The 26911-nt window shown below is 73.2% G+C and carries 18 protein-coding genes and 1 pseudogene (1 of these 19 only partly in view); 13 read left to right on the top strand and 6 right to left on the bottom strand.

What is annotated here, in order from left to right:
• Positions 1-49 precede the first annotated feature (49 nt).
• The 3 genes from treS to ACFYNS_RS09845 form a co-directional block, all read right to left on the bottom strand.
• Entirely contained in the window at positions 50-1759 is a 1710-nt protein-coding gene (gene treS / locus ACFYNS_RS09855) for a maltose alpha-D-glucosyltransferase (RefSeq protein ID WP_360292905.1), read from the bottom strand.
• A 436-nt stretch (positions 1760-2195) separates the two neighbouring features.
• On the bottom strand, positions 2196-3794 hold the full coding sequence (locus ACFYNS_RS09850; RefSeq protein ID WP_360292908.1) for a M4 family metallopeptidase: 1599 nt from the start codon (positions 3792-3794) through the stop codon (positions 2196-2198).
• 184 nt (positions 3795-3978) lie between these two features.
• A complete protein-coding gene (locus ACFYNS_RS09845) occupies positions 3979-4413 on the bottom strand; it encodes a hypothetical protein (RefSeq protein WP_388601935.1) in 435 nt (144 codons plus the stop codon).
• A gap of 245 nt (positions 4414-4658) precedes the next feature.
• On the opposite strand from ACFYNS_RS09845, the gene ACFYNS_RS09840 reads away from it, so the two are divergent.
• From ACFYNS_RS09840 to ACFYNS_RS09810, 7 genes are all read left to right on the top strand, one after another.
• Positions 4659-5945: an Ig-like domain-containing protein gene (locus ACFYNS_RS09840; RefSeq protein ID WP_360303811.1), complete on the top strand. Its 1287-nt coding sequence runs from the start codon at positions 4659-4661 to the stop codon at positions 5943-5945.
• Positions 5946-6512: 567 nt separating this feature from the next.
• A complete protein-coding gene (locus tag ACFYNS_RS09835) occupies positions 6513-7790 on the top strand; it encodes an Ig-like domain-containing protein (protein WP_360301419.1) in 1278 nt (425 codons plus the stop codon).
• A gap of 140 nt (positions 7791-7930) precedes the next feature.
• Positions 7931-8722, top strand: coding sequence for an enoyl-CoA hydratase-related protein (locus tag ACFYNS_RS09830; RefSeq protein WP_360301416.1), 792 nt, complete (start codon positions 7931-7933; stop codon positions 8720-8722).
• 431 nt (positions 8723-9153) lie between these two features.
• Positions 9154-9645: an ATP-binding protein gene (locus tag ACFYNS_RS09825; protein WP_360301413.1), complete on the top strand. Its 492-nt coding sequence runs from the start codon at positions 9154-9156 to the stop codon at positions 9643-9645.
• Positions 9646-9840: 195 nt separating this feature from the next.
• A complete protein-coding gene (locus ACFYNS_RS09820) occupies positions 9841-10170 on the top strand; it encodes a plasmid stabilization protein (protein ID WP_388601931.1) in 330 nt (109 codons plus the stop codon).
• A 331-nt stretch (positions 10171-10501) separates the two neighbouring features.
• Positions 10502-11038 carry a DNA starvation/stationary phase protection protein gene (locus ACFYNS_RS09815; RefSeq protein ID WP_360301422.1) on the top strand — a complete coding sequence of 179 codons (537 nt, stop codon included), beginning with the start codon at positions 10502-10504 and terminating at the stop codon, positions 11036-11038.
• Positions 11039-11323: 285 nt separating this feature from the next.
• Positions 11324-13405: a SpoIIE family protein phosphatase gene (locus tag ACFYNS_RS09810; protein WP_360301407.1), complete on the top strand. Its 2082-nt coding sequence runs from the start codon at positions 11324-11326 to the stop codon at positions 13403-13405.
• A 32-nt stretch (positions 13406-13437) separates the two neighbouring features.
• On the opposite strand, the gene ACFYNS_RS09805 is transcribed toward ACFYNS_RS09810, so the two are convergent.
• Positions 13438-14025, bottom strand: coding sequence for a hypothetical protein (locus ACFYNS_RS09805; protein WP_388601929.1), 588 nt, complete (start codon positions 14023-14025; stop codon positions 13438-13440).
• Positions 14026-14267: 242 nt separating this feature from the next.
• Between ACFYNS_RS09805 and ACFYNS_RS09800 the strand changes: the two genes are divergently transcribed.
• Together ACFYNS_RS09800 and ACFYNS_RS09795 are read left to right on the top strand one after the other, a co-directional pair.
• Complete coding sequence (locus tag ACFYNS_RS09800; RefSeq protein ID WP_388601927.1) at positions 14268-14924, top strand: maleylpyruvate isomerase N-terminal domain-containing protein; 657 nt, start codon at positions 14268-14270, stop codon at positions 14922-14924.
• Positions 14925-15112: 188 nt separating this feature from the next.
• Complete coding sequence (locus ACFYNS_RS09795; protein ID WP_388601924.1) at positions 15113-16768, top strand: glycosyltransferase family 2 protein; 1656 nt, start codon at positions 15113-15115, stop codon at positions 16766-16768.
• Positions 16769-16793: 25 nt separating this feature from the next.
• Here the strand turns inward: ACFYNS_RS09795 and ACFYNS_RS09790 are convergent, their stop codons facing one another.
• Both ACFYNS_RS09790 and ACFYNS_RS09785 read right to left on the bottom strand, forming a co-directional pair.
• Positions 16794-17450 carry a 4'-phosphopantetheinyl transferase superfamily protein gene (locus ACFYNS_RS09790; protein ID WP_360299589.1) on the bottom strand — a complete coding sequence of 219 codons (657 nt, stop codon included), beginning with the start codon at positions 17448-17450 and terminating at the stop codon, positions 16794-16796.
• 258 nt (positions 17451-17708) lie between these two features.
• Positions 17709-18641 (bottom strand): annotated as a pseudogene (locus ACFYNS_RS09785) (metallophosphoesterase family protein); the annotation flags it as partial.
• A gap of 262 nt (positions 18642-18903) precedes the next feature.
• Between ACFYNS_RS09785 and ACFYNS_RS09780 the strand changes: the two are divergent.
• From ACFYNS_RS09780 to ACFYNS_RS09765, 4 genes are all read left to right on the top strand, one after another.
• Positions 18904-20478: a LuxR C-terminal-related transcriptional regulator gene (locus ACFYNS_RS09780; RefSeq protein WP_360299586.1), complete on the top strand. Its 1575-nt coding sequence runs from the start codon at positions 18904-18906 to the stop codon at positions 20476-20478.
• 75 nt (positions 20479-20553) lie between these two features.
• The gene (locus ACFYNS_RS09775) at positions 20554-21771 is read left to right on the top strand and encodes a cytochrome P450 (protein ID WP_019354693.1); all 1218 of its coding nucleotides are present in this window, start codon (positions 20554-20556) and stop codon (positions 21769-21771) included.
• A gap of 84 nt (positions 21772-21855) precedes the next feature.
• Positions 21856-23172 carry a nitric oxide synthase oxygenase gene (locus ACFYNS_RS09770; RefSeq protein WP_360299583.1) on the top strand — a complete coding sequence of 439 codons (1317 nt, stop codon included), beginning with the start codon at positions 21856-21858 and terminating at the stop codon, positions 23170-23172.
• Positions 23169-26911, top strand: the 5' portion of a protein-coding gene (locus tag ACFYNS_RS09765) for an SDR family NAD(P)-dependent oxidoreductase (protein ID WP_388601921.1). It continues 3727 nt past the right edge of the window; the window shows 3743 of its 7470 coding nt (coding positions 1-3743); the start codon lies at positions 23169-23171; the stop codon falls past the right edge of the window. The genes ACFYNS_RS09770 and ACFYNS_RS09765 overlap by 4 nt, the downstream gene beginning before the upstream one ends.

The raw sequence follows: 26911 nt of genomic DNA, 5'->3' as shown, positions 1-26911 counted from the left end.
CGGAAGGCGCGGGCGGCGGCGGGCGGCGCGGCCCGGGTACGAGGTCAGGTCAGGTCCTGCGCAGCCGGAACCAGTAGAAGCCGTGCCCCGCGAGCGTCAGCAGATAGGGCAGGTCGCCGATGGCGGGGAAGCGGACGCCGCCGATCAGTTCCACGGGAACCCGCCCCTTCCACTCCCGCAGATCCAGCTCGGTCGGCTGCGGGAACCGCGAGAAGTTGTGCACGCACATCACCAGGTCGTCACCGCCGCCGGGGAGCCCGAGCTCCCGCAGGAAGGCCAGGACGCACGGGTTGGAGGAGGAGAGCTCCTCGTAGGAACCCAGCCCGAAGGCGGGGTTCTGCTTGCGCACCTCGATCACCCGCCGGGTCCAGTGCAGCAGCGAACTCGGCGAGCTCATCGCGGCCTCGACGTTGGTGGCCTGGTAGCCGTGCACCGGGTCCATGACGGTCGGCAGGAACAGCCGCCCCGGATCGCAGGAGGAGAACCCGGCGTTGCGGTCGGGCGTCCACTGCATGGGAGTGCGCACGGCATCCCGGTCGCCGAGCCAGATGTTGTCGCCCATGCCGATCTCGTCGCCGTAGTAGAGAATGGGCGAGCCGGGCAGCGACAGCAGCAGCGCGGTGAACAGCTCGATCTGCTTGCGGTCGTTGTCCAGCAGCGGTGCCAGCCGACGGCGGATGCCGATGTTGGCCCGCATCCGCGGGTCCTTGGCGTACTCCGCGTACATGTAGTCGCGTTCCTCGTCGGTGACCATCTCCAGGGTCAGCTCGTCATGGTTGCGCAGGAAGACGCCCCACTGGCAGCGGGAGGGGATCGCGGGCGTCTTGGCGAGGATCTCGGACACGGGGTAGCGCGACTCACGGCGCACGGCCATGAAGATGCGCGGCATGACGGGGAAGTGGAAGGCCATGTGGCACTCGTCGCCCCCCGTCGCGTAGTCGCCGAAATAGTCGACGACGTCCTCCGGCCACTGGTTGGCCTCGGCCAGCAGAACGGTGTCGGGGTAGTGGGCGTCGACCATCCGGCGCACCCGTTTGAGGAAGGCGTGCGACTGCGGAAGGTTCTCGCAGGTGGTGCCCTCCTCGGCGTACAGGTAGGGGACCGCGTCCAGCCGGAAGCCGTCGATGCCCAGATCCAGCCAGAACCGCAGAGCGGAGATCATCTCGTCCTGGACCAGCGGGTTGTCATAGTTGAGGTCGGGCTGGTGGGAGAAGAAGCGGTGCCAGAAGTACTGCTTGCGCACCGGGTCGAAGGTCCAGTTGGACACCTCGGTGTCGACGAAGATGACGCGTGCGTCCTGGAACTGTTTGTCGTCGTCGGCCCAGAGGTAGTAGTCGCCCCACGGCCCTTCCGGATCGCGCCGGGACTCCTGGAACCACGGATGCTGGTCGCTGGTGTGGTTCATGACGAAGTCGATGATCACGCGCATGCCGCGCTGGTGTGCGGCGTCCACGAACTCCACGAAGTCCGCGAGGTCGCCGAACTCGGGGAGCACGGAGGTGTAGTCGGAGACGTCGTATCCGCCGTCCTTGAGCGGGGACTCGAAGAACGGCGGCAGCCACAGGCAGTCCACGCCGAGCCACTGGAGGTAGTCCAGCTTTGCGGTGAGCCCTCTCAGATCTCCGATGCCGTCGCCGTCGCTGTCCTGGAAGGAGCGGACGAGTACTTCGTAGAAGACGGCGCGCTTGAACCAGTCGGGATCGCGGTCCCGGGCGGGGGTGTCCTCGAAGGTGTCGGGGACGGGCTCGTTGACGCTCATGCGTGGGTGACCCTCCGGTCGGTGAGGACGGTCGCAGGGTGCGGGCGCGGGCCGGGCGGAGGACCCACCCCCGCAGGAGCCGCGCCCTCCCTGCCCCAGTGATCGGGCTCTTCGGCGCACTCGGCGCGTACCGGCAGGATCCGGAGCCGCTCAACTGAGCGGCACACGGTCCGGATGCGAAGCGCGAGCTGTTCAACGACTCCGTCGCCGCGTGGGTGTGGTGCGCGGCGGCCGCCGTCGCGACCCGGACTCTCCCGGCAGCCACGGCGGGCCGAAGCGGTGTGCCGGTGCGGACCCGCCCCCGCGCGCCCGCAGGAACGGCAGCGGCTCCCAGGACCTGTCCAGGTCCTGGGAGCCGCTGTCATGCCAGGGCGTGCACCGGTCCGCTGCACCCCCGGTGGGGGACGGGCCGAAGCCCCGCGGGCGGCGCCGCAGTTCAGCTACCGGTCACGTTTACCCCGGTCCAGGCGGCCTTGACCGCCTTGACCTCGGCGCTGTCCGCGCCGTAGAGGTCGGTGGCGGACTGGACGGTCGCCTTGCGCGCGTCCGCGTAGTCCGTCGTCGACGTCATCTGCTCGGTCAGCGCCTTGAACCAGATCTGCTCGGCCTTCTCGATGCCGATTCCGTCCAGCTTCTCGCCGTTCTTGGTGGGCGAGTTGTACTTCACGCCGTTCACCTCGCGCTCCCCGCTGCCCACGGACAGCAGGAAGAAGAAGTGGTTGGCGATGCCGGAGGAGTAGTGGACGTCCACGTCCCCGGCCTCGGGGCTCCAGTAGTCCAGCGAGCTGCCGTCCTTGCTGGGCTCGTCCATGTAGCGCAGCGGGGTGCCGTCACCGTTGATGTCGATCTTCTCGCCGACGAGGTAGTCCGGCACGTCGTCCGGGCTGTCGGCGTGGAACTCGACCGCGGCGGCGAAGATGTCGGAGGTGGCCTCGTTCAGGCCGCCCGACTCGCCCGCGTATTCCAGGTTGGCCGTGGTCGAGGTGACCCCGTGCGACATCTCGTGCGCCGCGACGTCCAGCGAGGTGAGCGGGTTCTTGTTGCCCTGGCCGTCACCGTAGGTCATGCAGAAGCAGGAGTCGTCCCAGAAGGCGTTGACGTAGTTGTCGCCGTAGTGGACCCGGCTGAGGGCGCCCTTGCCGTCGCCCGCGATGCCCTCGCGGCCGTGCACCTGCTTGTAGTAGTCCCACGTCTGGCCGGCGCCGTAGTGCGCGTCCACGCCCGCGGTGGCCCGGTCGCCGGTGGTCCCGTCGCCCCAGACGTCGTCGTCGTCGGTGAAGACCGTGCCCTCGCCGCTCTGGCCGCCGTTGAGGTCGGAGGTGCGGTTGCCGCCGCGCGCGTCGTCCTTCATCGTGAACGAGCCGGACGAGCCCGAGGTGCCGATCTCGACCTTGCCGCTGTACTGGCTGTTGCCGGTGCCCTCCTTGATGCCCTGGAACTCGAAGAGCTTCTTGCCGGTCTTCGCGTCCGTGATCACGTGGAGCTGATTGGGCGCGCCGGACTTCTGCACGCCGCCGACGACGGTCTCCCAGGCGAGCACGGGCTTGCCCTCGCCCGCCCAGACGATCTTCCGGGGCGCCTTGCTGCCCTTGGCCTCGGCCGTGACGGGCTTGTGCGCGGCCGGGGCCGACGTCTTCACCGCGATCTTCGCGCGGGTGGCCTTGGAGGCTCCGGTGCGCTTGCCGGAGGCGGACTTGTGCACCACGAGGTCGCCGCCGAGGACGGGCAGCCCGTCGTAGGTGCGCTCGTAACGCACGTGTGTGGAGCCGTCCTTGTTCTTGACGACATCCTTGACGTGGAGCTTCTCCTTGGCGCCGAGGCCCAGGGCGCGGGCGTCGGCGGACTTCGCCGCCTCGGTGTTCGCCGTCTTGACCAGCTCGGTGTGCTGGCTCGCGGTCAGCTGTGCGGGCAGCGCGCCCTTCGCGGTGGTCTCGCCGGCCGGGGCCGCGCCGGCGGTTCCCGCGGTGACGCCTGCCGCGACCAGGGCCGCCGTGGCGGCGAGGGCGGATATCCGCTGCTTGGAGGTGAATCTCACGTCAGTGACTCCTTCTGCCGTGGGGGCCGGGCGGCATGACTGATCAACCGCCCGGGCAGAACTGAACTGCGGTGCGCCACGCGAAAGTACGGACGGGGATCGTGCTGCTGTACGCATCCCGTGTGACGTGCTCGTGAGCCTGCCACTTTGAGCATGGGCATGTCACCGGCGCATCGGTCTCTGATCAGAGGTTGGCCAGATTCTGTTCGTTGATACGAAACCCGTGCCCGCATAGCGGACAACTGACAGAAGCGCTTCCGCTGTCCAGCACCCGCGAGCTGCCCGCTCCCGTGCCGCACCGCCCCACGGCACCGCGCCGCCGCCCCGGAGCCCGGCCGTCACCGGCACGGACCCGGCGCCGCCGGTGCTCCGCGCGGGAGCGGGCGCAGGCGTTGACGTCGCGGGTCGCCGCGCCGCGCCCCGGGGACGGCTCCCCGCGGGCCGGAGCCCGGCGGGGCACCGCTCGCAGCGTGCGGACGGCCGGGACCGACAGCAGTGCCGCACTGATCCCGATCATGATCACGCCGCCCGCGAGCAGCACCGTCCGGGCCCCGAGCAGCTGTGCCGCCGGGCCGGCCAGCGCCTGGCCGGCGGGCATCATGGCGAGTGAGCCGGCCACCCCGTGGGCGTGGATGCGGTTGAGGATCTGCCCGGGTACCTGGGCGCGTTCCGGAGCGAACGGATTTCGCGCGGCACCCGCGACCGTGTCGCGCTCCCGGGCGGCCCGGCCGCCGCGGGGGATTCGCCGTTCACTCGTGTGAGCCCGGTGTCCCTCCCGCATGCGCTTCGTTGGTCCGTTCGTCCGGGTGAGAGCGGGCGGCAGAAGGCCCTCGACAGCAGGCGACGCACAGGAGCGGGGACGGCATGGGACGGGGCACGACGGCACGGCGAGTCGCGGTACTGCTGTACCACGCGAGGCGCGTACGACGGGCGGTGCGCGCCGTGTCGGCCGCTGTGGCGCTCGCGCTGCTGTGCACCGCGCCTGCCGGATGCGCCGTCGTGGACGACTCCAAGCCGCCGGGGGGCGCCATCCGGGTGACACCCGAGGACGGTGCCCGCGACGTGCCCACCGACGCCCGGGTGGAGGTCTCGGTCGCGGAAGGGAAGCTGCGCAGCGTCCGGATGCAGCACAAGGGCAAGGACGCCGGGCGTGCCATCGCGGGCCGGTTCTCCGCCGACCGGCGGAGCTGGCGCCCGCTGCCCGCCTCCGAGGAGAACGCCTCCGGGCGCGGAGCCGGGCACGGCAAGGGCACGGTGCTGGAGTTGTCCGGCACCTACGAGGTGGACGTGGTGGCCGTCGACGGCGAGGGCGACCGGGTGATCCGGCACGCCACCTTCTCCACCCGGGTGCCGCCGCACCGCTTCGTGGGCTACTTCCGCCCGGAGGACGGCCAGACCGTCGGCACCGCGATGATCGTCTCGCTGGAGTTCAGCCGGCCCATCGCCGACCGGGCGGCGGTCGAGCGCGCCATCGACGTCACCGCCACTCCCCGCGTGGAGGTCGCACCCCACTGGTTCGGCCGCAACCGGCTCGACTTCCGGCCCCGCACCTACTGGCAGTCCGGCACCGAGGTGACCCTCGACCTGAGGCTGCGCGATGTCCGCGGAGCGCCCGGCGTCTACGGGACGCAGCACAAGCAGGTGACGTTCACCATCGGCCGCGACCAGCGCAGCGTCGTGGACGTGGGCCGTGGACAACTGACCGTGCGGCAGGGCGGCCGCACGGTCGACCGGTTGGACATCACGGCGGGCACGAAGAAGAACCCGACCTACAACGGCCGCATGGTCATCAGCGAGAAGTTCCAGGAGACCCGGATGAACGGGGACACCGTGGGCTTCGGCGGCGAGTACGACATCAAGGACGTCCCGCACGCGATGCGCCTCACCCGCAGCGGCACCTTCCTGCACGGCAACTACTGGGCCTCCGAGCGCACGTTCGGGAAGAAGAACACCAGTCACGGCTGCGTCGGTCTGGAGGACGAGCGCGGTGGGGACGACAAGTCGCCCGCCGGGCGGTTCTTCCACCGCTCGCTGATCGGCGACCTGGTCACCGTGCGCGGTTCGCACGACCGGACCGTGGCGGCGGACAACGGGCTGGGCGGCTGGAACATGCCGTGGGAGACCTGGGTCGGGGGTTCGGCCCTGAACTGACCGCGGCCGGGCAGGCGCCCCGCCTCCCTGTCGTCCGCTTCGTCCCGTCCGCGGTGTCCGAGCCCGACCGGGGATTCCCGTCCGTGCGTGTCCCCCGCCTCGCGGCCGTATCGGGCCCGTGCAGCCCGTGGCCCCGCGGCCCCGTGGCCCCGCGGGGCCACGGGCTGGGGGCTGCGGGCGATCCCGGTGGTGGGCCGCTCCGCCCTTTCACGTGCCCGGCCTCGCACGGGGACAGCGGGCCATCCGCTCGGCGGGGCCGGGGCTGTCCTCCTCCGGGAGAGAGCCGCCCGCCGCGCGCCCCTGTCCGGCCCCGAACACGGGCGCGGCGACCCGGCCGCGGCGCCCCTGGCGTCGGCGAACCGGGCGCTCCCCTCCTTCCGGCCTCCCCAAAAACGCGACCGAATGGTGACCCCGGAGTGCGGTTCGCCGTCATTGCGGTGTGGTTATCTAACAATGCGGATGCGCGCCGCCGTTCATGTGCCGTTCACGGCCGGGCGGCGCGATGTCGTGTTTTCGGGGGCGCACACGGGTGCGCGAAGCCGTGTGAGGACAAGGGATGGGGCCGTCTTGGATCTGAAGACCGTGGCCGGGGACAAGCTCACCTGGAAGGCGATCCGGGGGGACAGCCGCGCCCGGATCATCGGAGGCTCAGCCGTCGGCTTCGTGGTGCTGCTGGTGGTGCTGCTGCTCACGTTGACCACCTGCGGCGGCGGTGGCGGCACCGGCGCCCGCGCGAACAGCGGGGACGACGACCAGGACAAGCCCGCCAAGGGGCCCTCCGAGGCCGTGCTGACCGTCGCGCCGAAGGACGGCGCCGACGACGTGAAGACCTCGGGCGTCCTTCGGGTCCAGGCGGCCAAGGGCAAGCTGACGAAGGTGACCGTCCAGGACGCCAAGGGCGCGAAGATCGAGGGGAAGCTCGCCGACGGCGGCACGGTGTGGCGCCCCGCCACCCACCTGGCAGCGGGCACCAAGTACACGGTGGACGCCGTGGCCGAGGACTCCGAGGGGCGGGCCGCTGCCAAGCACGCCGCGTTCACCACGTTCGTGCCGCAGAACACCTTCGTGGGCTACTTCACGCCGGAGAACGGCGACAAGGTCGGCGCCGGGATGCCGTTCTCGATCAACTTCAACCGTCCGGTCGCCCACCGGGAAGCCGTGGAGAAGGCGATATCCGTCTCCGCGGACCCGGAGGTCGAGGTGGCGGGCCACTGGTTCGGCGACCAGCGCCTCGACTTCCGGCCCCAGAAGTACTGGAAGGCCGGGACGAAGGTCGCCGTCGACCTCAACCTCAGCGGCGTCGAGGGCGCCGAGGGCGTCTACGGGACGCAGCGCAAGACCGTGCGGTTCACCGTCGGCAGGCAGCAGGTCAGCGTGGTGGACGCGAAGAAGAAGACGATGACCGTGACCCGCGACGGCGAGAAGATCAAGACCTTCCCCATCACCTCCGGGCGCCCGGCCAACCCCACCTACAACGGTGTGATGGTCATCAGCGAGAAGCACGAGGTCACCCGGATGAACGGGGACACCGTGGGGTTCGGCGGCGAGTACGACATCAAGGACGTCCCGCACGCGATGCGGCTGAGCACCTCGGGCACCTTCATCCACGGCAACTACTGGATGGCCGAGTACCAGTTCGGCAAGGTCAACGGCAGCCACGGCTGTGTGGGCCTGTTCGACATGCGCGGCGGCGGCGCCAACGGGACGCCGGGCGCCTGGTTCTTCAGCCACTCCATGGTCGGCGACGTGGTCGAGGTCGAGAACTCGCAGGACGAGACCATCAAGCCGGACAACGGCCTCAACGGCTGGAACATGTCCTGGGAGAAGTGGACGGCGAAGCAGTAGCGGGCCGTCGCCCCGCTGCCGGCCGCGCGGAGTGCCGGGGGCTGCAGCGGCCGGGCGCTCCGGGACGGCGGGGGACCGGGCCGGTGCTGTGAGGAACGGCACCGGCTCCGCGGCGCGGAACGGCCGTTAACCTTCCCGGCATGACGACTGACGAATCCAGCGGCGCCACCGCGCGCCTCGAGGTCGCCGACGGCGTCGGCACCATCCGGCTCGACCGGCCGAAGATGAACGCCCTCGACATCGCCACCCAGGACCTGCTGCGCGAACTCGCCGAGGAGGCCGCCCGCCGCGAGGACGTGCGCGCCGTGGTGCTCTACGGGGGCGAGAAGGTGTTCGCGGCCGGCGCGGACATCAAGGAGATGCGCGAGATGGACCACTCCGCGATGGTCCTGCGCTCCCGCGGTCTCCAGGAGGCGTTCACGGCGGTGGCCCGCATCCCCAAGCCGGTCGCGGCGGCCGTCACCGGCTACGCGCTCGGCGGCGGCTGCGAACTGGCGCTGTGCGCGGACGTCCGGTTCGCGGGCGAAGGAGCCAGGTTGGGGCAGCCGGAGATCCTGCTGGGGCTGATCCCCGGCGCCGGCGGTACCCAGCGGCTGTCCCGGCTGGTCGGTCCGGCCAAGGCCAAGGACCTGATCTTCACCGGACGGACGGTGGCGGCTGCCGAGGCCGCCCGGATCGGCCTGGTCGACCATGTGGTGCCGGACGCCGAGGTGTACGAGCAGGCGCACGCCTGGGCGGCGCGGCTGGCGCGGGGTCCGGCGCTCGCGCTGCGCGCGGCGAAGGAGTCGGTCGATTTCGGTCTGGAGGCGGACATCGAGACCGGCCTGGCACTCGAACGGAATTGGTTCGCCGGGCTGTTCGCGACCGAGGACCGACAGATCGGCATGCGCAGTTTCGTGGAGGACGGTCCCGGCAAGGCCCGGTTCCGCTGAGAGGACCCGTGGTCGGGCCGGGTGCGGCACGGGGGACCGGCCGCCGTTGCCCCCGAGACGGCGGAGCGGCCGCCCGTCCGCCCGGCCGCTCCGGCGCTCGGCTGCTCCCGTGCCCGAGCCGCTCCGGCACGTGGCAAGAGGGCGACAGGGTGGGGTGGTTGGGGGTGGCGTAAAGCGTCGCACAGGCCGAACACCCCACCGTGTGGGGGAATCCGTCGCGCCCGGTCCTCCCCCGTTCGTGGGTGGGTCATGGCGCATTGTGATCATCTGCGCACGGCTTGTCATCCTGGGTCGTCCCAGGTCAGTGCGTATCCGCCGGGTTCCGGGGTGCCGGGTGGCGGTGGTCGCGGCGCGCGGGAGGCGGTCGTTCCGCCTCGGCGGATCCCCGCGAACCGCCCCCAGCGGCGTCCCCCTGCCGCCATGATGGAGGCATGGCGGGTCAGGGAGATGTGGCGAGCGTGACCGAACGGGTTCCGGAAGACCCAGCGGGGAAGTGGGACGCCGAGCCGGTGCGCACCGTTCTCGAACGGGCGGGCGATCCGACCGTACGGGAGGTGCCGCTCCCCAATCTTCCGGAATCCGCTCGGCTGGCCCGCCGCCTCACCCAGGCCGTGCTGCAGGAGCGCTGGGCCCTCCCGGCGGAGCGCACGGAGTACACCGTGCTGCTCGTCTCCGAACTGGTCGGCAACGCCGTGCGGCACACCGGTGCGCACACCATCGGTATCCGGATGCTGCGGCGCTCGGGGTGGATCCGCGTCGAGGTGCGGGACCCCTCCCGGGGGTTGCCGTGCCTGCTGCCGGTCGGCGAGCTGGACACCAGCGGCCGGGGGCTCTTCCTCGTGGACACGCTGGCCGAGCGCTGGGGTGTGGATCTGCTGCCGCGGGGCAAGACGACGTGGTTCGAGATGCGGGCCGCGAACTGACCTACGCGCAGCCCCGCCGTCCTGCGGGCCGGACCGGGGTGCGGGGTCTCCGGCGGTCCTTCCGCCTCCCCGGGAGCGACGTTCGCCGAGGTGTGGCGCCCCCGTGCGTGGGGAACCCGGCGCGAAACCGCCGCGCAGGCGCGCCCGGGGTCGGTGCACGCCTTCGTCGGGGTTCGGTCGACGTACGGAGGAACCATGCCTGCAAAGTCCGACCGCAAGCGCGAACGCCAGTACGAGCACATCAAGGAAGGGGCCCGGCGGCAGGGTGCCTCACCCGCACGGGCCAAGGAGATCGCGGCCCGCACGGTGAACAAGGAGCGCGCCCAGCACGGTGAGGCCAAGAGCGCCAGCCGCACCTCGGTACGCGACACCGCCCCCTCCCGGCGCGGTGGTCGGCGCTCCGGCAACCGCATGGGTCCTGGCGGCCCCACCCGTGAGCAGCTCTACAACGAGGCCAGGCAGCGCGGTGTCCGGGGCCGTTCGCAGATGACCAAGGCCCAGCTCCAGCGCGCCCTCGGCCGCTGAGCGCCACTCCACGGAGACCCGCGCCCGGAGCCCGGCACGTCCGCTCACCGGGCGGATACGGGAGCCCCCTGCTTCGGGCCCCGCGCCCCGCGGTGCGGACCGGCCGGCCAGGTGTTCGAACGAAGGTTCGGCAAGGTTTGGCCTTGTCCTCGGCGGAAACCCCGGGACGGGAACAGCTCACGTACGCCCACTCCGTGGAGCCGTACCCGCTGGGAAGGCGACGGCCGATCTCGCCGGCCCCGCCCCTCCCGACCACATCCGAGGATTGGAGCGCACCGTGGCAGCTCACGCGTCCAACGAGGGCTCGACCCCGTCCTACACCGTTCCCGGCATGTCCACGGCAGAGGGCGGCAGCGTCATCCAACTGCTGCGCATGCGGCTGCACGCGCTCAACGACCTGGCGCTGACGCTCAAGCACGTGCACTGGAACGTGATCGGACCGCATTTCATCGCCGTCCACGAGATGCTCGACCCGCAGGTCGACGCCGTCCGCGAGATGATCGACAACACGGCCGAGCGCATCTCCACCCTGGGCGGTTCCCCGTGGGGCACCCCGGGCGTGCTGGTCGCCGAGCGGACCTGGCACGACTACACGCTCGGACGCGCCGAGGCCATCGAACACCTCGGCGCCCTCGACGTCGTCTACACCGGCGTGATCGAGGACCACCGCAAGGCCGTCCAGGCGACCGACAGCTCCGACCTGGTCACCCAGGATCTGCTCATCGAGCATCTGCGCAAGCTGGAGCTGTTCCAGTGGTTCGTCCGCGCCCACATCGAGAGCTCCGGCGGCAAGCTCGCGACGGGCCCGCACGACTCCGAGTCGGCCGCCGCCGAGAAGGCCGCCGGCCAGGCCCGCGGAAAGCCCTGACCGCGGGCCCGGCACCCGCGTCCTCGCCAGGACCCCGGCGCTCCGGCGCCGGGGTCCTGGGCACTCCCGCCGTCCCCGGACCGCCCGACCGGCTTCCCCGTACCTCCCCTGACCGCCCGGCCGCCCTCAGCCGGCCGCCCTCACGCGTCCGGGCCAGCGCCGCGCCCCTCGACGCGCGGTACCGGTCGGCTCCCCGCATGATGGGGAGGTGGCCTCGCCAGGCGCTGCCGCGGCTGTCGCTGAGCGGGGGCGCAGGCACTGGGGCCACGCGATCGGGAGACAGCGATGCACCGCTTCCGCGAACCGAACACGGGGCCCGCCGGTGACGGCGACCCGCCGGTCGCCGCCCATGTCGCGCTGGCCGTCAACGGCATGGGCAGCTTCTGCTGGGACCTGCAGTCGGGCGAGATGAAGTACGACGACGCGGGACTCGCCGTGCTGGGGTTCGAGCCGGGGGAGTACGACGGCCGCCCGGCCACCATCGCGGACCGGATGGTGCCCCAGGAACTGCCCGGGGTCCAGGCGCAGGTCGGCCGTGCGCTGAAGGCGCGGACGGGCTACAGCATCTACTTCCGGGTACGCCGCCCCGACGGCTCGCTGCGCTGGACGCACTCCCAGGCCACCGTGGTGTGCGACGACGCCGGAACCCCGGTGCGGGTCGTGGGGATCATCCGGGACGCCAGCCAGGAACTCCAGGCGGTCGACCAGACGAGGGAACTGCGGCAGGCCAAGAGCGAGCGGCGGCGGCAGGCCGACCTGGTGGGCCACGTCAACGACGCCCTCGCCCCCACCGTCACCGTCGAGGACGTCGCCGAGGCCCTCACCACCACCCGGCTGGTGCAGCGGCTGGGAGCGGCAAGCATCACGCTCGGTCTGGTGGACGGCGGGAGAATGGGGCTGGTGGGCTCCAACGGAGTGCCGGACGAGATCATCCGGGATTTCCATCTGGCCCGGATCGGCGCCCCGCTGCCGCTCACCGAGGCGGTCCGCACCCGGGAGCCGGTCTTCGTCACCAGCCGCGCGGAGTTCGCCAGGCGCTACCCCGGACTGGGCCAGTACCTGGGCCTGGTGCCCCGCGCCACCGCGGCGGTCTACTTTCCGCTGATCGCGCACGACACCCCCATCGGCGCCGTGGGCCTCACCTACGAGGGCAAGGACCGCTTCACCCACGACGAGCGCACGGTGCTGACGGCGCTCAGCAACACCATCGCCCAGTCCCTCCAACGGGCCCTGCTCTTCGACCAGGAGCACGAGCTCGCCGCCGGACTCCAGACGGCGATGCTGCCCGGGCACATCCCGCACGTCCCCGGCCTGGCCATCGCGACCCGCTACCGTCCGGCGCGGGCCCGCGGCGGAATCGGGGGCGACTGGTACGACGCCGTCACGCTGCCGGACGGCCGGATCGCCGCCGTCGTGGGCGACGTCCAGGGGCACGACGTGACCGCCGCCGCCGTCATGGGGCAGCTGCGGATCGCCCTGCGCGCCTACGCAGCCGAGGGGCACCCGCCGCTGACCGTCATGGCCCGCGCCTCGGCCTTCCTCGCCGAACTGGACACCGACCGGTTCGCCACCTGCCTCCTGGTGCTGTTCGACCCCCGCACGGGCGTCGCCGTCACCGTCCGGGCCGGTCACCCGGAACCGATCCTGCGCCGCCCCGACGGGAGCTGCGTATGGGTGGACACCCCCGTCGGTCTGCCGCTCGGGCTGACCGCGCCCTCGGCCCAGCCCCCCTACGCGCTCTCGGAGACGCTGGTGGAGCCCGGCTCCTCGCTGGTGATGTGCACCGACGGCCTCATCGAGTCCCGCACCCAGGACCTCGACGAGGGCCGCGCGAGGCTCCTGGAGGCGGTGCGGCACGGCCCCGTGCGCCCCGACGACCTCGCCGACCACCTGCTGCGCACCATGGGCGACTTCACCGGCGAAGAGGACGACGTCGCGCTGCTGCTGCTGCGCCGTGCCTCCGGCCGGCGTCCGGCCGCACCGCAGATGGCCGTCACCATCTCCTCCAGCGACCCGCAGTCCCTGCACGCGGCCCGGCAGGCGCTGCGCACCGCCCTGCACCGCTGGTCCCTGGACTCCCTCGCCGACACCGCCGAGCTGCTGGCCAGCGAGATGGCCACCAACGCGCTGCTGCACACCGAAGGCGACGCCACCCTCACGGCCCGCCCGGTGCGCAACGGCAGCCGCGCCCTGCGCATCGCGGTCACCGACACCTCGCCGGACAACCCCTACCGCCGGGCCGCCACCGAGCAGTCCACCTCGGGGCGCGGCCTGATGCTCATCGAGGAGCTGGCCACCGACTGGGGCGTCGAACCGCGCGGCAACGGCAAGCGCGTCTGGTGCGAGATCCCGCTGAGCGCGCACTAGCGTGCTGCGATCGGAAACGATCACTGGGCAGCTCAGCCGGCGGCCCCGCTCGCGGGGCCGGGAAGCGGTGGGACAGGAGTAGCCGATGTCAAGGTCGTGGCAGGCGCGTTGCCTGTCCCAAGTGCCCGGTGCCGTCTCGCGTACGACCAAGTCACCGCAGTCATCAGGGCCGGGATGACGAACAGCGGGGCGAAAGCGAAGCCCCAGACGGTCTGTGCTGTACCACTCGACATGTACGTCCGGCTCTCGACGGTGAAAGCGACCACGAGTTGCCACAGTGCCACCAGGACCAGGATGCCCGAGGCTGTCCAGGCCAGCGGGGCGAGGATCCTGGGGTGCAGCGGCCGCCGCCGGTTGCTGACGAGCAGCAGCGGAAACAGAGCGGCCAGCTCGGCAAGGACGGAGAGACCGACGACGTATGCGATGCCCCAGCCTGGGATGTCGAAGACATCGCGCAGCACCTGATCGCTGTAGCCCACATAGACACCGGATGCCATGGCGAGGCGCCACAGACCGGACGGGACCGCACACAGAGCGATGGCGTGGGCGGCGCGGCGAGCCCAGGCAGGCGCAGATGCGGAGCCGGGGAGTGGAACGGTCGCTGTCGTCATGATGTACATGCTGGCCCTGGACTCGTCGGCCGCGCTTCGCCCGCTACGGCGGACCGTCTCCGCCCTGCGGATGAGGGCGCACCCGCCGAGGGAAGACCTGAGGGTTACTCAAATCGCCGGACACGCCGGAATTTCCCCTCGCCCGGCGATCGAGGACATCGCCCCAACCCGGTGCACGTTCGCGGTCACAGCCCTGGGCGGCGCCCCGGATCCGGTTGTCCGCCGGGTGCGTGCCGCACTAGCGTGCCGACGTGGACTTCTTCGCCTGCTCGTGGACGGCGCTGCGGACGGCGGTCGCCGCGCTCCCGGACGCCGACTTCGAGAAGCCCTCCGGGTGCGCCGGGTGGCTCGTGCGGGACCTGGTGTGCCATCTGGTCATCGACGCGCAGGACGTACTGATCACCCTCGCCACCCCGACCGGGAGCGAGCCGACCGCCGACGCGGCGACCTACTGGGAGGTCGCCGACCGGCCGCCGACCGGCGAGGACCCGCTGGACGCGCTCATCGTCCGGCTGGCCGCGGCGTACCGGGAGCCGCACCTGCTCACCTTCCACCTCGACGACGTCGGCTCCGCCGCCGGCCGCGCCGCCGCACTCGCCGACCCGCATCAGCGGGTGCGCACCCGCGGCCAGGTCCTCACCGCGGGCGACTATCTCGCGGCCTACGTCCTGGAGTGGACGCTGCACCATCTCGACCTGGTCGCGCATCTGCCGCACATCGCGGGGCCGCCCGCCGAGAGCCTGGCCCGCTCCCGCGCCGCGCTGGAGGAGATCGCCGGTGCCGCGTTCCCGGCCTCGCTCGGTGACCGGGACGCGCTCCTGATCGGCACCGGCCGCCGGGCCCCGACCGCGGCGGAGCGTGCCGAACTCGGCGCCGGGGCCGTACGCGTGCCGCTCTACCTGGGGTGATCCCTTCCCCGGCCGGTCCGGGGACGAGAGCGTGCCCGCCGGCTCCGTCCGGCGGCGGGGCGGGAGCGCGGGCCGACCGGCATCCGCCCCGGTGCTGCGGGACGCATGGCCAAGCGGCCCGCGGGCACCCGGGCCCGGCCCACCGCCCCGACGAGCACGGGCGGCCAGGACCGGACGGAAGGCCGCAGTTGGACACCGCGATATCCCATGCCCCCGCACAGCCCCTCAAGGTCAGTGTCGTCGTCCCCACGTACAACACGGGTGACGCGGTACTGACCGGGCTGCGCTCGCTCCTGGAGCAGACCATGCCCCGCGCCGAGTTCGAGGTCATCTACGTGGACGACGCGTCCGACGACGACACGGTGGCGCTGCTGGAGGAGGAGACGGCGGCGCGGGGCGCCGAGGCGACCGTCCGCGTGGTGCGTGCCGCGCACTCCGGCTGGCCCGGGCGCCCCCGCAACATCGGCACGGACCTGGCCCGCGGCGAGTTCGTGCACTACGTGGACGACGACGACCGGCTCGCGCCGGAGGCGCTGGAGCGGCTGTACGCGCGGGCCCGGGAGACCGGCGCCGACATCGTCGTGGGGCGGATGGCCGGACACGGCCGTCCCGCGCCGCGCGCCCTGTTCGAACAGCCGCGGGCCGCCGCCGACCTGCGGAGCGACCCCGCGCTGCTGGGCTCGATGACGGTGCACAAGCTCTTCCGCCGGGCCTTCCTCCAGGAGCACGGACTGCGGTTCGCGGAGGGCAGGGTGCGGTTGGAGGATCACCTGTTCACCCTGCGCGCGTATCTCCTCACCGGCCGGGTGGCCACCGTGCACGACTACACCTGCTACCACTGGGTGCGCCATGCCGACGGGAAGCAGAACGTCAGCTACGCGCGGATCGAGCCGTACTCCTACATCGACAGCGTCCGGCGGGTGCTGGCCGTCCTGGACGCCTCCGACACCCGGGTGCCGCCGGGACCGCTGCGGAACCGGCTGGTGGCCAGGTGGTACGGGAAGAAGGCACTCGACCGGACAGCGGGCAAGCGTCTGCTGGACCAGCCGGAGGACCGCAGGGCCGCGTGGTGCGAGGCCGTCGGCGCGCTGGCCGCCGAACTGCCCCCGGAGACGGACGCGGCCCTGCCCACCCGGCTGCGGATCGTCGCCGCCCTCGCCCGGCACGGGGACCGCGCGCTGCTGGAGGAGCAGGCGGCGTTCGAGGCCGGTGTCGTGCACCGGCCGCGGGTGACCTCCGCCCGGTGGCGGGACGGGCAGCTCACCGTCCGCTGCTCGACCGGTCTGGTACGGCGCCGCGGCCGGGCCCGGGGCACGACGCCGCTCGCCTTCACCCCCACCCGGGAGGGCGAGGGGCGGCTGCTGCGGCTTCCGGAGCGGGTGGCGGCGCTGCCCGCTGCTGCCGAACGTGCCGACTTCGCCAGGGCCGTGCGCCGCAGCAATGTGCGCGGCCAACTGCGTCACCGGGAGGGCGGAACGGTGTTGAACCTGCCGGCCAGCCGGCACGTCGTGGAGGAGCCCCACCGCCGGGGGCTGCCGACCGGATGGGCCGCCCGGCTGCTGCGGGCTGCTGCCCGGCTGCGCGGCGCGGGGCGCGACCGGCAGGAGCTGCGCACCCTGCGGTGGGAGTCGGAGTTCACCGTCGATCCGGCCACGGCCGACCACGGCCGGGCGCTGGCCCCGGGCACCTGGGAGCTGCGCTTCCAACTGGGCTGCGGCGGCTGGCGCAGCTCCCAGCCGCTGCGCGGGTACGCGATCGAGGTGCCGGAGGCCGCCGCCCCGGACGGGGGAACGGCGGTTCCCGGGGAACCGGACCGGTCCGTCCGCGGCGCGGCGGCGCGCTGACCGCCGGCCGCCCACGGGCGGGTCGTCAGGGGACGGTGAGCGGGAGCACGCCGCCCGTGTCCCGGCCGCGGTCGGCCGCGGCAGGTACCGGGGCCTGCAGGCCGTGCCCGGGCGCGACGGCAGGCAAGGCGATGGCGGTGATCAGCAGGTTGTCGCGGCACAGCCAGCGGCCGGTGAACCCGTCCAGGCGCCTGCCGCCGACCGGCGGGCCCGGGACCAGGAGCCGGGCCGTGAAGGTCCCGTCGTCGCGGTCGACCTCGATGTGCGCCTCCTCGAAGTCCAGTTCGCGGCGGGTGAGCGGATACCACACCTTGAAAACCGACTCCTTGGCGCTGAACAGCAGCCGGTCCCAGCGGACTCCGGGCGCGGCGCGCGCGTGCGCGGCCACCCACTCCCGTTCGCGCTCCAGCGAGATGAGGTCCAGGACCCCGGCCGGGCAGGGCTCGTTGGGTTCGGCGTCGATCCCGACGCCGACGACCTCCCGGCTGCGGGCCACTGCGGCGGCTCGGTAGCCCTCGCAGTGGGTCATGGCGCCCACCACCCCCTCCGGCCACTGCGGGGCGCCGCGCCGATCGGGCAGCAGGGGGACGGGCCGTACGCCGAGGCTGCCCGCGGCCCGCCGGGCGCACTGCCGCACGGTGGCGAACTCGCGCTGCCTGCGCGGTACCGCGTGGTCGACCACCTGCGCCTCCTGCGGGTGCAGATGGTCGGCGGGTGCTCCGGGCAGGTCGGCGAACGCCTCGGCGGTGGCCACCGAGGCGGGCAGCAGCGCGCGCAGCAAGGTGCTCTCCCCGCCCGCAGCCGCAGCCGGGAGGGGAGCCTCCGCCTCCGGAGCCGCCGTCTCCGGAGCCGCCGTCTCCGGAGCCGCCTCGACAGGAGCCCTCGCCGCCGGAGCTCTCGTCGTGGGAGCCGTCCCTGCCGGAGCCGTTGCCGGGCCGGCGGCGGGCGACGGGGGCGTCGGGCCGGCGGCGGGCAGCACCGGGCGCAGCGGCTCCCGCGGATCACGGGGCTGCCATTCGCGCGGGTAGCCCACCGAGACTTCCTCGAACCTGACTCCGTCGTGCCAGGTGACGCGGGGGATGTGCAGGTGGCCGTAGACGACGGCCGCCGCCCGGAAGCGGCGGTGCCAGTCGGCGGTCAGTTCGGTGCCGCACCACTGGGCGAACTCCGGGTGGCGCAGGATCCTGGTGGGTTCCCGGACCAGCGGCCAGTGGTTGACCAGTACCGTCCGCTGCCCGGGTGGGAGTGCTTCGAGTCGGCGCCGGGTCCATTCCGCGCGGGCCCGGCACCAGGCGTCCGGGGTCGGATAGGGATCGGGGTGCAGCAGGTACTCGTCCGTGCAGACCACGCCGGCCTCGTGCGCGCGGCGCAGCGACTCCTCCTTGGTGGCCGTTCCCGGGGCGCGGAAGGAGTAGTCGTAGAGGACGAACAGCGGGGCCACGGTGACCGGTCCGCCCGCGCCGTGCCACACCGGGTAGGGGTCCTCGGGTGTGGTCACGCCGAGGCCGCGGCACATCTCCACCAGCCGCCGGTAGCGGCGGTCGCCGCGCAGGGTCACCGGATCGGCGGGATGGGTCCACAACTCGTGGTTGCCCGGGGCCCAGAGCACTTTGGCGAACCGTGCGCTCAGCAGCCGCAGGGCCCGTTCGACATCGGCGAACCGCTCCGCGACGTCCCCGGCGACGATCAGCCAGTCGTCGTCGCTCCCGGGGCGGAGAGACTCCAGCAGGGTGCGGTTCTCGCGGAAGGCGACGTGCAGGTCGCTGACCGCCAGCAGCCCTCCGGCCATGTGTTCACCCCCGTCCGCGAGGGGCGACGTGCGCCCGGATGCCTGCACCGGTCGGCGACCGGCGGGCGGTGCTCGCTGCCGCATGGAAACAAGCACCCACCCGGCGTGTCAACGGCTCCCGTGAGTGGCCCGGGCGCCGGTGCCGGGGAGCTGCGGGCCGGAGCCGGTGCGCTGCCCGGGAGCCGCCACCTCGGGGGAGCATGCGAGCAACTTGCTTGGTCTATACAGGAGTTCAAGTTCCCGTACCGGGTGGTATGTGATCAGGGATACACTCCCGGCCCGCCGGTGCATGGGCATCGGGAAGCTGGTCGAAGATGCCCTTATGGAGGCGTACACACCCTTCTCCATGGCGCGATCCTTCCGCCGGGAAGATGTCCCTGTCCCCGACCACGACGTCCCCGACCACAGCGTTCCCGACCACGGCGCCCCCGACCACGGCGTTCCCGACTTCGACGCGGTGCTGCACGAGCAGCTCGCCGGCCCGGACCACCGGCTCGCCGGGATCAACGGGGAGCTGGCCAGAATCGGTACCTGCGATCCGGGCGCACTGACACTCCTGTTGGAGGCGAGCAGGTGCTATCTGCAGAAGAACGACCATCTGCGGCAGGAGTACTACGCCGCACAGGCATTCGAGCGCGCGGTCGCCTTCGGTGACCGCGGAGCCGTCGCCGAGGCGGGCATGTCGCTGGCGCTGGCCGGCTGCTGGACCGGCGGGCTGTACACGGCCCGGGTGCACGCCGACCGGGTGGCGGCCCACCTGGACCGTGCCGACGACGCCGCCGTCGGCCGGCTGCTGCCGTTACTCGCCGACCTGTCCTGGGTCGAGAGTCAGCTCCAGCGGCTCCCCGAGGCCGAGGCGCACCAGCGCCGCGGCATGCGGGTGGCCGAGGCGCTGGAGGAGTGGCGGCACGCGCTCCTGCTCCGCGTCCTGCACGGCGCCACACTGCGCGAACTCGGCAGGCTCGGCGAGGCCGAGCAGCACACCCTGCACGCCCTGCGGACCGCGGAGACCCGCGGCCACCCGGACCTGGTCGAGACGGCGCTGATCGCGCTCAGCGAGATCGCGCTGGAGGCGGGCGACAACGAGCGCGCCCGGGAGCTGGCCGAACAGGCGCGGACCGTCACCCCGTTCCGCGGCCCGTTCGAGAACGCGGCGCTGGCGCTGATCGGGATGACGATGCTGCGCACCGGATCGCTGCGGGACGGCCGGGACACGGTGCTCGAAGCGGTGGGCGGCAAGCGGCTGCCGCTGGTCCCCGTCGTCGGCCGGGCCCGGATCTACGCGGTGCTGGCCTCGGCGGACTCCTCGCTCGACCAGCACGGCGAGGCCCGCGAGTGGAGCCGGCTGGCCATGAGCAGCGCGCTGGCCTGCGGCATGAACCGCGCCCACGGCTACGCCCAACTCGCCCACGCCGAAGCGGTGCTCGGCTCCGACCCGGACGAGGCGCAGCGGGCGGCCGACGCCGCATGCGTGGCGTTCGAACGCGACCGGGCCCGGCTGGGGCTGGCCGCCGCGTATCTGATGGCCGGGGCGGCGCACGGCCGGAAGGGCCGCCGCCGCGCTTCCCAGTCGGCGCTGGCCCGGTCGGAGGAGCTCTACCGGGCCTCCGCCGCCCCGGTCGCGGCGGACAACGTCCGGCTGCTGCGGGCGGCCGGACGGTCGGCCCCGGTGGGGGACGCGGGCCGGGGACCCGAGCCGATCGAGTGCCTGTCCCCGCGGGAGCTGCAGGTGGCCCGGCTGATCGCGCGCGGCAGCTCGAACCAGCAGATCGCCAGCGCGCTCGACATCAAGCTGAACACCGTCCAGGTCCACGTCGGCCGGATCCTGCGCAAGCTGCGGGTGGGATCGCGGGTGGCGGTCGCCCGGGTGGTCATGCTCGCGGAGTCGGGAGCGGCCGTACCCGCGGGCGGGGGTAACTGATTCTCGTTATTGGCAGGTTCCCGTACCGGCCCATAGGTTCGAGACGCCCTTGAGGGACAGGAGAGGTGGAAGCGTATGACGACCTTGACCGGGCCCGGCCGCGAAGTCCTCGACATGTCGTTCTTCCAGGATCCGTACGCGGTCTACGACCGCCTCCGGGTGGAAGGACCCGTCCACGCGATGCGGACGCCCGACGGTATCGACGTCTGGGTGATCACCCGCTACGAGGAGGCCAAGGAGGCCCTCTCCGACGCCCGGTTCACCAAGGACTTCTCCGGTGTCCCGGACATCTTCGCGCAGCAGAGCACCGGTGTGTCGGCGCACGAGGGATACACCGACATCCTCACCAAGCACATGCTCTTCGCCGATCCGCCGGACCACACGCGGCTGCGCGAACTGGCCGCCAAGGCCTTCACCCGCCGACGGGTCGAGGCGCTGCGCCCCGAGATCCAGCAGATCGTCGACGGCCTGCTGGACACGATCTCCGCCGCGGGCGAGGTCGACCTGCTGCGCTCCCTCTCGTTCCCGATGTCGATGGCCGTGACCTGCCGGCTGCTGGGGATCCCGCCGGCCGACGAGGACGCCTTCCGCACCTGGACCGAGACGATCTTCACCACCAACGACCCGGCTCGGATGAACGAGGCGGTGCGCGGGGTCGACCAGTATCTGGTCGACGTCATCGAGGCCAAGCGGGCCGACCCGGCCGACGACCTGATCACCGCGCTGATCAACGCACGCGAGGACGGCGACCGGCTCAGCGACCGCGAACTGGTCTCGACCTGCGCGCTGATGTTCGTCGCCGGCTACGAGACCACCGCCAGCATGGTCGGCAACGCCGTGCTCGCGCTGCTGAAGAACCCGGACAAGCTGGCCGAACTCAAGGCGGACCCGTCGCTGATGCCCAACGCGGTGGACGAACTGCTGCGGTTCGACGGCCCGGTCAACGTGGCCACCCTGCGCTCCACCGCCACCGACGTGACCGTCGCCGGTACCACCATCCCCAAGGGCCAGTTCGTCCTGGTCTCGCTGATCGCCGCCAACCGCGACGGCGAGAAGTTCCCCGAGCCGGCCCGACTGGACTTCACCCGGCCGCTGGGCGGCAGCCTCGCCTTCGGCCACGGCATCCACTACTGCCTCGGCGCGCCGCTCTCCCGGGTGGAGATCGAGGTGGCGCTGAGCAGGCTGCTGGCCCGCTTCCCGGACCTGAGCCTGGCCCGGGAGCCGGAGACCCTCCAGTGGCGCAACAGCCTGCTGGTCCGCGGTCTGAGCACACTGCCGATCCGGCTGCACTGAGCGAGCCGCTCCGCCGGCCGCGAGCGAGGGCCCGGGGAGCGGCGCACTGACGGGGAACAGCGGGGGCATGGGAACGGGGAAGCCTTGCTCAGTGAAAGTCTCTTTCGGCGTGCCGTCGAACGCTCCACCGGTGCCGCTCCGCCCGCGGCGGAGGCGCCGGCCGATCCGCCCGGCCGGGACACGGCCCGGCTGCTGGACGAAGCGGAGCGGTTCGTCGGCCTCTTCCACAGCGAGGGCGAGGGGCAGGGCGGTTCGGCCGCCCGGCGGATGGCCGACATCCGCGCCGAGGTGGACGCCACCGGCACCTACACCCACACCCAGGCGGAACTCGCCTTCGGGGCGCGGGTGGCCTGGCGCAACAGCAACCGGTGCATCGGCAGGCTCTACTGGCGCAGTCTGCGGGTGCGCGACCGGCGCGCCACCCGGGACGCGGCGGACATCGCGGCCGAGTCGGTCAAGCATCTGACGGAGGCGGGCGGCGGCGGCCGGATCCGGCCCACCATCACCGTGTTCGCCCCGGACGGGCCCGAAGCGCCCGGACCGCGCTTCCACAACGAGCAGCTCATCCGGTACGCCGGATACCGGCAGCCGGACGGCACGGTCCTCGGGGACCCGATGAACACCGGCCTGACGGAACTGGCGCTGCGGCACGGCTGGCCCGGCGGCCCCGGCACCCGGTTCGACGTGCTGCCGCTGGTCATCGAGACCCCGCGGGACGGGATCGAGGTGTTCGAACTCCCCCCGGAGGCCGTGCTGGAGGTCGAGCTGTCCCACCCGCGGTACCCCTGGTTCGCCGGACTGGGACTGCGCTGGCACGCGGTGCCGGTGATCTCCGCCATGGACCTGGAGATCGGCGGCATCCGCTACCCGGCCGCGCCGTTCAACGGCTGGTACATGGGCACCGAGATCGGCGCCCGCAACTTCGGGGACACCGACCGCTACGACATGCTGCCCGTCGTCGCGGCGAAGATGGCGCTGGACACCAGCTCCGACACCTCGCTGTGGCGGGACCGGGCGATGGTCGAGCTGAACGTCGCCGTCCTGCACTCCTTCGCCCGGGCCGACGTCAAGATCACCGACCACCACACCGAGGCCAAACGCTTCCTCACCCACGTCGAGCGCGAGGAGGAGGCGGGCCGCAGCTGCCCGGCGGACTGGTCGTGGATCGTGCCGCCGCTCTCCGGCTCGGCCACCCTCGTCTTCCACCGCTACTACGACGAGGGCGATCTGCGCCCCAACTACCTGCACCGGACCTGCCCCGTCACCCAGGAGCAGGCCCCGGCCCCCGGCAACCGCGCAGCGGGCCCGCAGCGGACCCCCGGCCCGCACCCGGGGCCGCCCCCCGGCGCGGACCGGCAGGCGGCGGACGGTCCGCCGCACCCAGGAGGGATCACCGGATGACGCGGGAGAACGCACCCGTCGACCGGATCGCGGTCGTCGGGATGGGGTGCCGTGTGCCCGGAGCCACCGGCCCGGCGCAGTTCTGGGACAACCTGGCGGCCGGAACCGACAGCGTGGCCCGCCCGTCGGCGCGCCGCCGCACCGCGCCGGTCCCGGCCGGGCCCGGACTGCCGGACGAGGGCGGCTTCCTGGACTCCGTCGACGAGTTCGACGCGGACTTCTTCGGGATCCCCGACCGCGAGGCGGCGGCCATGGACCCGCAGCAGCGCCTGGCGCTGGAGCTGGCCTGGGAGGCGATGGAGGACGCCGGTGTCGTACCCGGCGCACTGCGCCACCGGCCGGTCGGCGTGTTCGTCGGCTCGCTGTCCGACGACTACGCGCTGCTGGCCTCCCGGCACGGCTCGGCGGGGCTGTCCCACCATGCCATGACCGGGCTGCAGCGCAGCGTGATCGCCAACCGGATCTCGCACCACCTGGGGGTGCGCGGCCCCAGCCTGCTCGTGGACACCGGGCAGTCCTCCTCGCTGGTCTCGGTCCAGCTGGCGTGCGCGAGCCTGCGCGCCGGGGAGTGCGAACTGGCACTGGCCGGCGGGGTGAACCTGGCCCTGGCGCCGGACCCCCAACTGGCGGCCGCCCGCATGGGAGTGCTCTCCCCGCGCGGCCGCTGCCGGGTCTTCGACCGGGACGCCGACGGGTTCGTCCGCGGCGAGGGCGGAGCACTGGTCGTGCTCAAGCCGCTCGCCGCCGCGGTCGCCGACGGCGACCGGGTGTACTGCGTGATCCGCGCCGCCGCGGTCAACCACGACGGCGCGGGCGAGGAGATGGCCGCACCCGACCCGCGGGCCCAGGGAGAACTCATCAGGGCCGCGCACCGGGCCGCCGGGACGGACCCCGCGGACGTGCAGTACGTGGAACTGCACGGCACCGGGACACCGGCCGGCGACGCGGCCGAGGCGGACGCGCTCGGCGAGGTCTTCGCCGACCGCCCCTGCGGTCCCCTGGCCGTGGGCTCGGTGAAGACGAACATCGGCCACCTGGAGGGCGCCGCCGGGATCGCGGGACTTGTCAAGACGGCCCTGGCGCTCCACCACCGCGAACTGCCCGCCAGCCTGCACTTCACCGCGCCCGCCGACCGGCTCCCGCTGGACGCGCACGGCCTGCGGGTGCAGACCGCGACCTCTCAGTGGCCCCGTCCCCACGCGCCGCTGGTGGCGGGCGTCAGCGCGTTCGGCATGGGCGGCACCAACTGCCATGTCGTCCTCGCCGCGCACGACGGGGACGACGGGGACGCCGTACCCGGGCCCGGCGAGGACGCCGGTGAGGCGGCGGAGCCGCTGCCCTTCCCGCTGTCCGCGCGGACGCCCGCGGCCCTTGCCGCCGCGGCCCGCGCACTGCGCGCCCACCTGACCGCCCGCCCCGGGCTGCGCCGGGTGGACGTGGCCTGCACGCTCGCCACAGCCCGCACCGCGCACCCCTGCCGCGCGGTCGTCCTCGCCCACGACCGGGCGACCCTGCTGGCCGGGCTGGACGAACTGGCCGGTGCCGCCGACCCGGCCGGCGCCGCCGTCGGCGGTGGCGCCCCGGCCGCCGCCTCGCCCGTCCAGGAGTGCGCCGACCGTTTCCTGGTCGGTGAAGCGGCCGACTGGCATGCAGTGTTCGAGCAGTACGCACCGGTCCGGGTGCCGCTGCCGGGCTATCCGTTCCAGCGCCGCCGCCACTGGCCCGCCGGCCTGGGCGCCCCGGTGCCCGAAGCCGAGGACGCCCCGGCGGCGCGGCCCGTGCCGACGCCGGCCGCCGGAGCCGCGTCCGGCGCCCAGGAGCCGCCGCTGGCCGCGGTGCTGGAGCTGGCCGCCGGAGTGCTGGGCGCGGCGGTCACGCCCGACATCCCCTTCCGGGACCAGGGCTTCGACTCGATGATGGGCCTGGAGCTGCGCGACCTCGTCGAGGAGCGGACCGGCGCCGATCTGTCGGTCGCCCTCCTCTACGACCACCCCACCCCCGCCGCGCTGGCGGAGTACCTGGCGAGCACGCCGGGCCGGGAGCCGGCACTCTCGGCGGCGCCGGGACCGACCGCGGCGGCCGGACCGGTCCCGGCCGAGGAGGCGGCCGACCCGGTGGTGGTCGTCGGCATGGGCTGCCGGTTCCCCGGCGGAGTGGAGAACCCCGAGGACCTGTGGCGGCTGCTGGCCGACCGCGTCGACGCGATCTCTCCGCCGCCCGCCGAGCGCGGCTGGCAGCGGATGGACGTCAGCGGCCTGCGCCCCGGCGGATTCCTCACCGGCATCGACCGCTTCGACGCGGAGTTCTTCGGCATCTCCCCCCGGGAGGCGGCCGCGATGGACCCGCAGCAGCGGCTGTTCCTCGAAGTGGCCTGGGAGGCCGTCGAACGCGCGGGCATCGTCCCCGGGACGCTGCGCGCCACCCGCACCGCGGTCTTCGCGGGCGCCACGGCGCAGGACTACGGCGCCCGGCTGCACGAACAGGCCGACGCGGCGGGCGGCTTCCTGCTCACCGGCGGCACCCCTAGCGTGCTGTCCGGACGGCTCGCCTACGTGCTCGGCCTCTCGGGCCCCGCGCTCACCGTCGACACCGCCTGCTCCTCGTCGCTGGCCGCGGTGCACCTGGCCTGCCGGTCGCTGCGCACCGGGGAGTCCAGCCTCGCCCTCGCGGGCGGGGTCACCGTGATGCCGCTGCCGGGAATGTTCACCGAGTTCGCCCGGCAGGGCGGGCTGTCGGCAGACGGCCGCTGCCGGGCGTTCGGCGCCGCGGCGGACGGCACCGGCTGGGCCGAGGGCGCGGGAGCCGTGGTGCTGGAGCGGCTCTCCGACGCGCGCCGCAACGGTCACCCGGTGCTGGCGGTGGTGCGCGGTACGGCGCTGAACTCCGACGGCGCCAGCAACGGGCTCACCGCCCCCAGCGGACTGGCCCAGCGGCAGGTGATCGCCGAGGCGCTCGCCGACGCGGGAGTACTCCCGCACGAGGTGGACGCGGTCGAGGCGCACGGCACCGGTACCGCGCTCGGCGACCCCGTCGAGGCGACCGCGCTGCTGGCCGCCTACGGGACCGGCCGGCCCGCCGGCCGGCCGCTGCTGCTCGGCTCGGTCAAGTCCAACATCGGGCACACCCAGGCCGCCGCCGGACTGGCCGGGCTGATCAAGATGGTGCTGGCGCTCCGGCACGGCGAACTCCCCGCCACCCTGCACGCCGAGGAGCCCTCGCCGCACATCGACTGGGCGTCCGGCGGCCTGGAACTGCTCACCCGGGCCGTGCCCTGGCCGTCGGCCGACCGGCCCCGGCGGGCCGGGATCTCGTCCTTCGGCATCAGCGGCACCAACGCGCACATCGTCCTGGAGCAGCCGCCCCGCGCCGAGCCGTCCCCGGCCGACCCGCCGCAGCCGGGCGTCGGCCATCCGGTGGCGCTCGCGCTCTCCGCCCGCACCGAGCAGGCGCTGCGCGACCAGGCCGCCCGGCTGCACACCGAGCTGGCCGCCCGCGCCGACTGGCGGCCGGCCGATGTCGCCCACTCGCTGCTGACCACCCGCACCCGCTTCCGGCAGCGCGCCGCGGTCACCGGCACCGGCCGGGAGGCGCTGCTGCGCGGTCTGACCGCTGTCGCCGAGGGCACCGCCGACCCCTCCGTCGTGCTGGGCAGCGCAGCCGAGGACCGCCGTCCCGTCCTCGTCTTCGGCGGCCAGGGCGCGCAGTGGGCCGGCATGGGCCGCGAACTGCTCGACACGGC

Source organism: Streptomyces sp. NPDC006925 (assembly GCF_042869575.1).
GTDB lineage: Bacteria > Actinomycetota > Actinomycetes > Streptomycetales > Streptomycetaceae > Streptomyces.
This window is presented reverse-complemented; position numbering and strand designations above follow the sequence as displayed.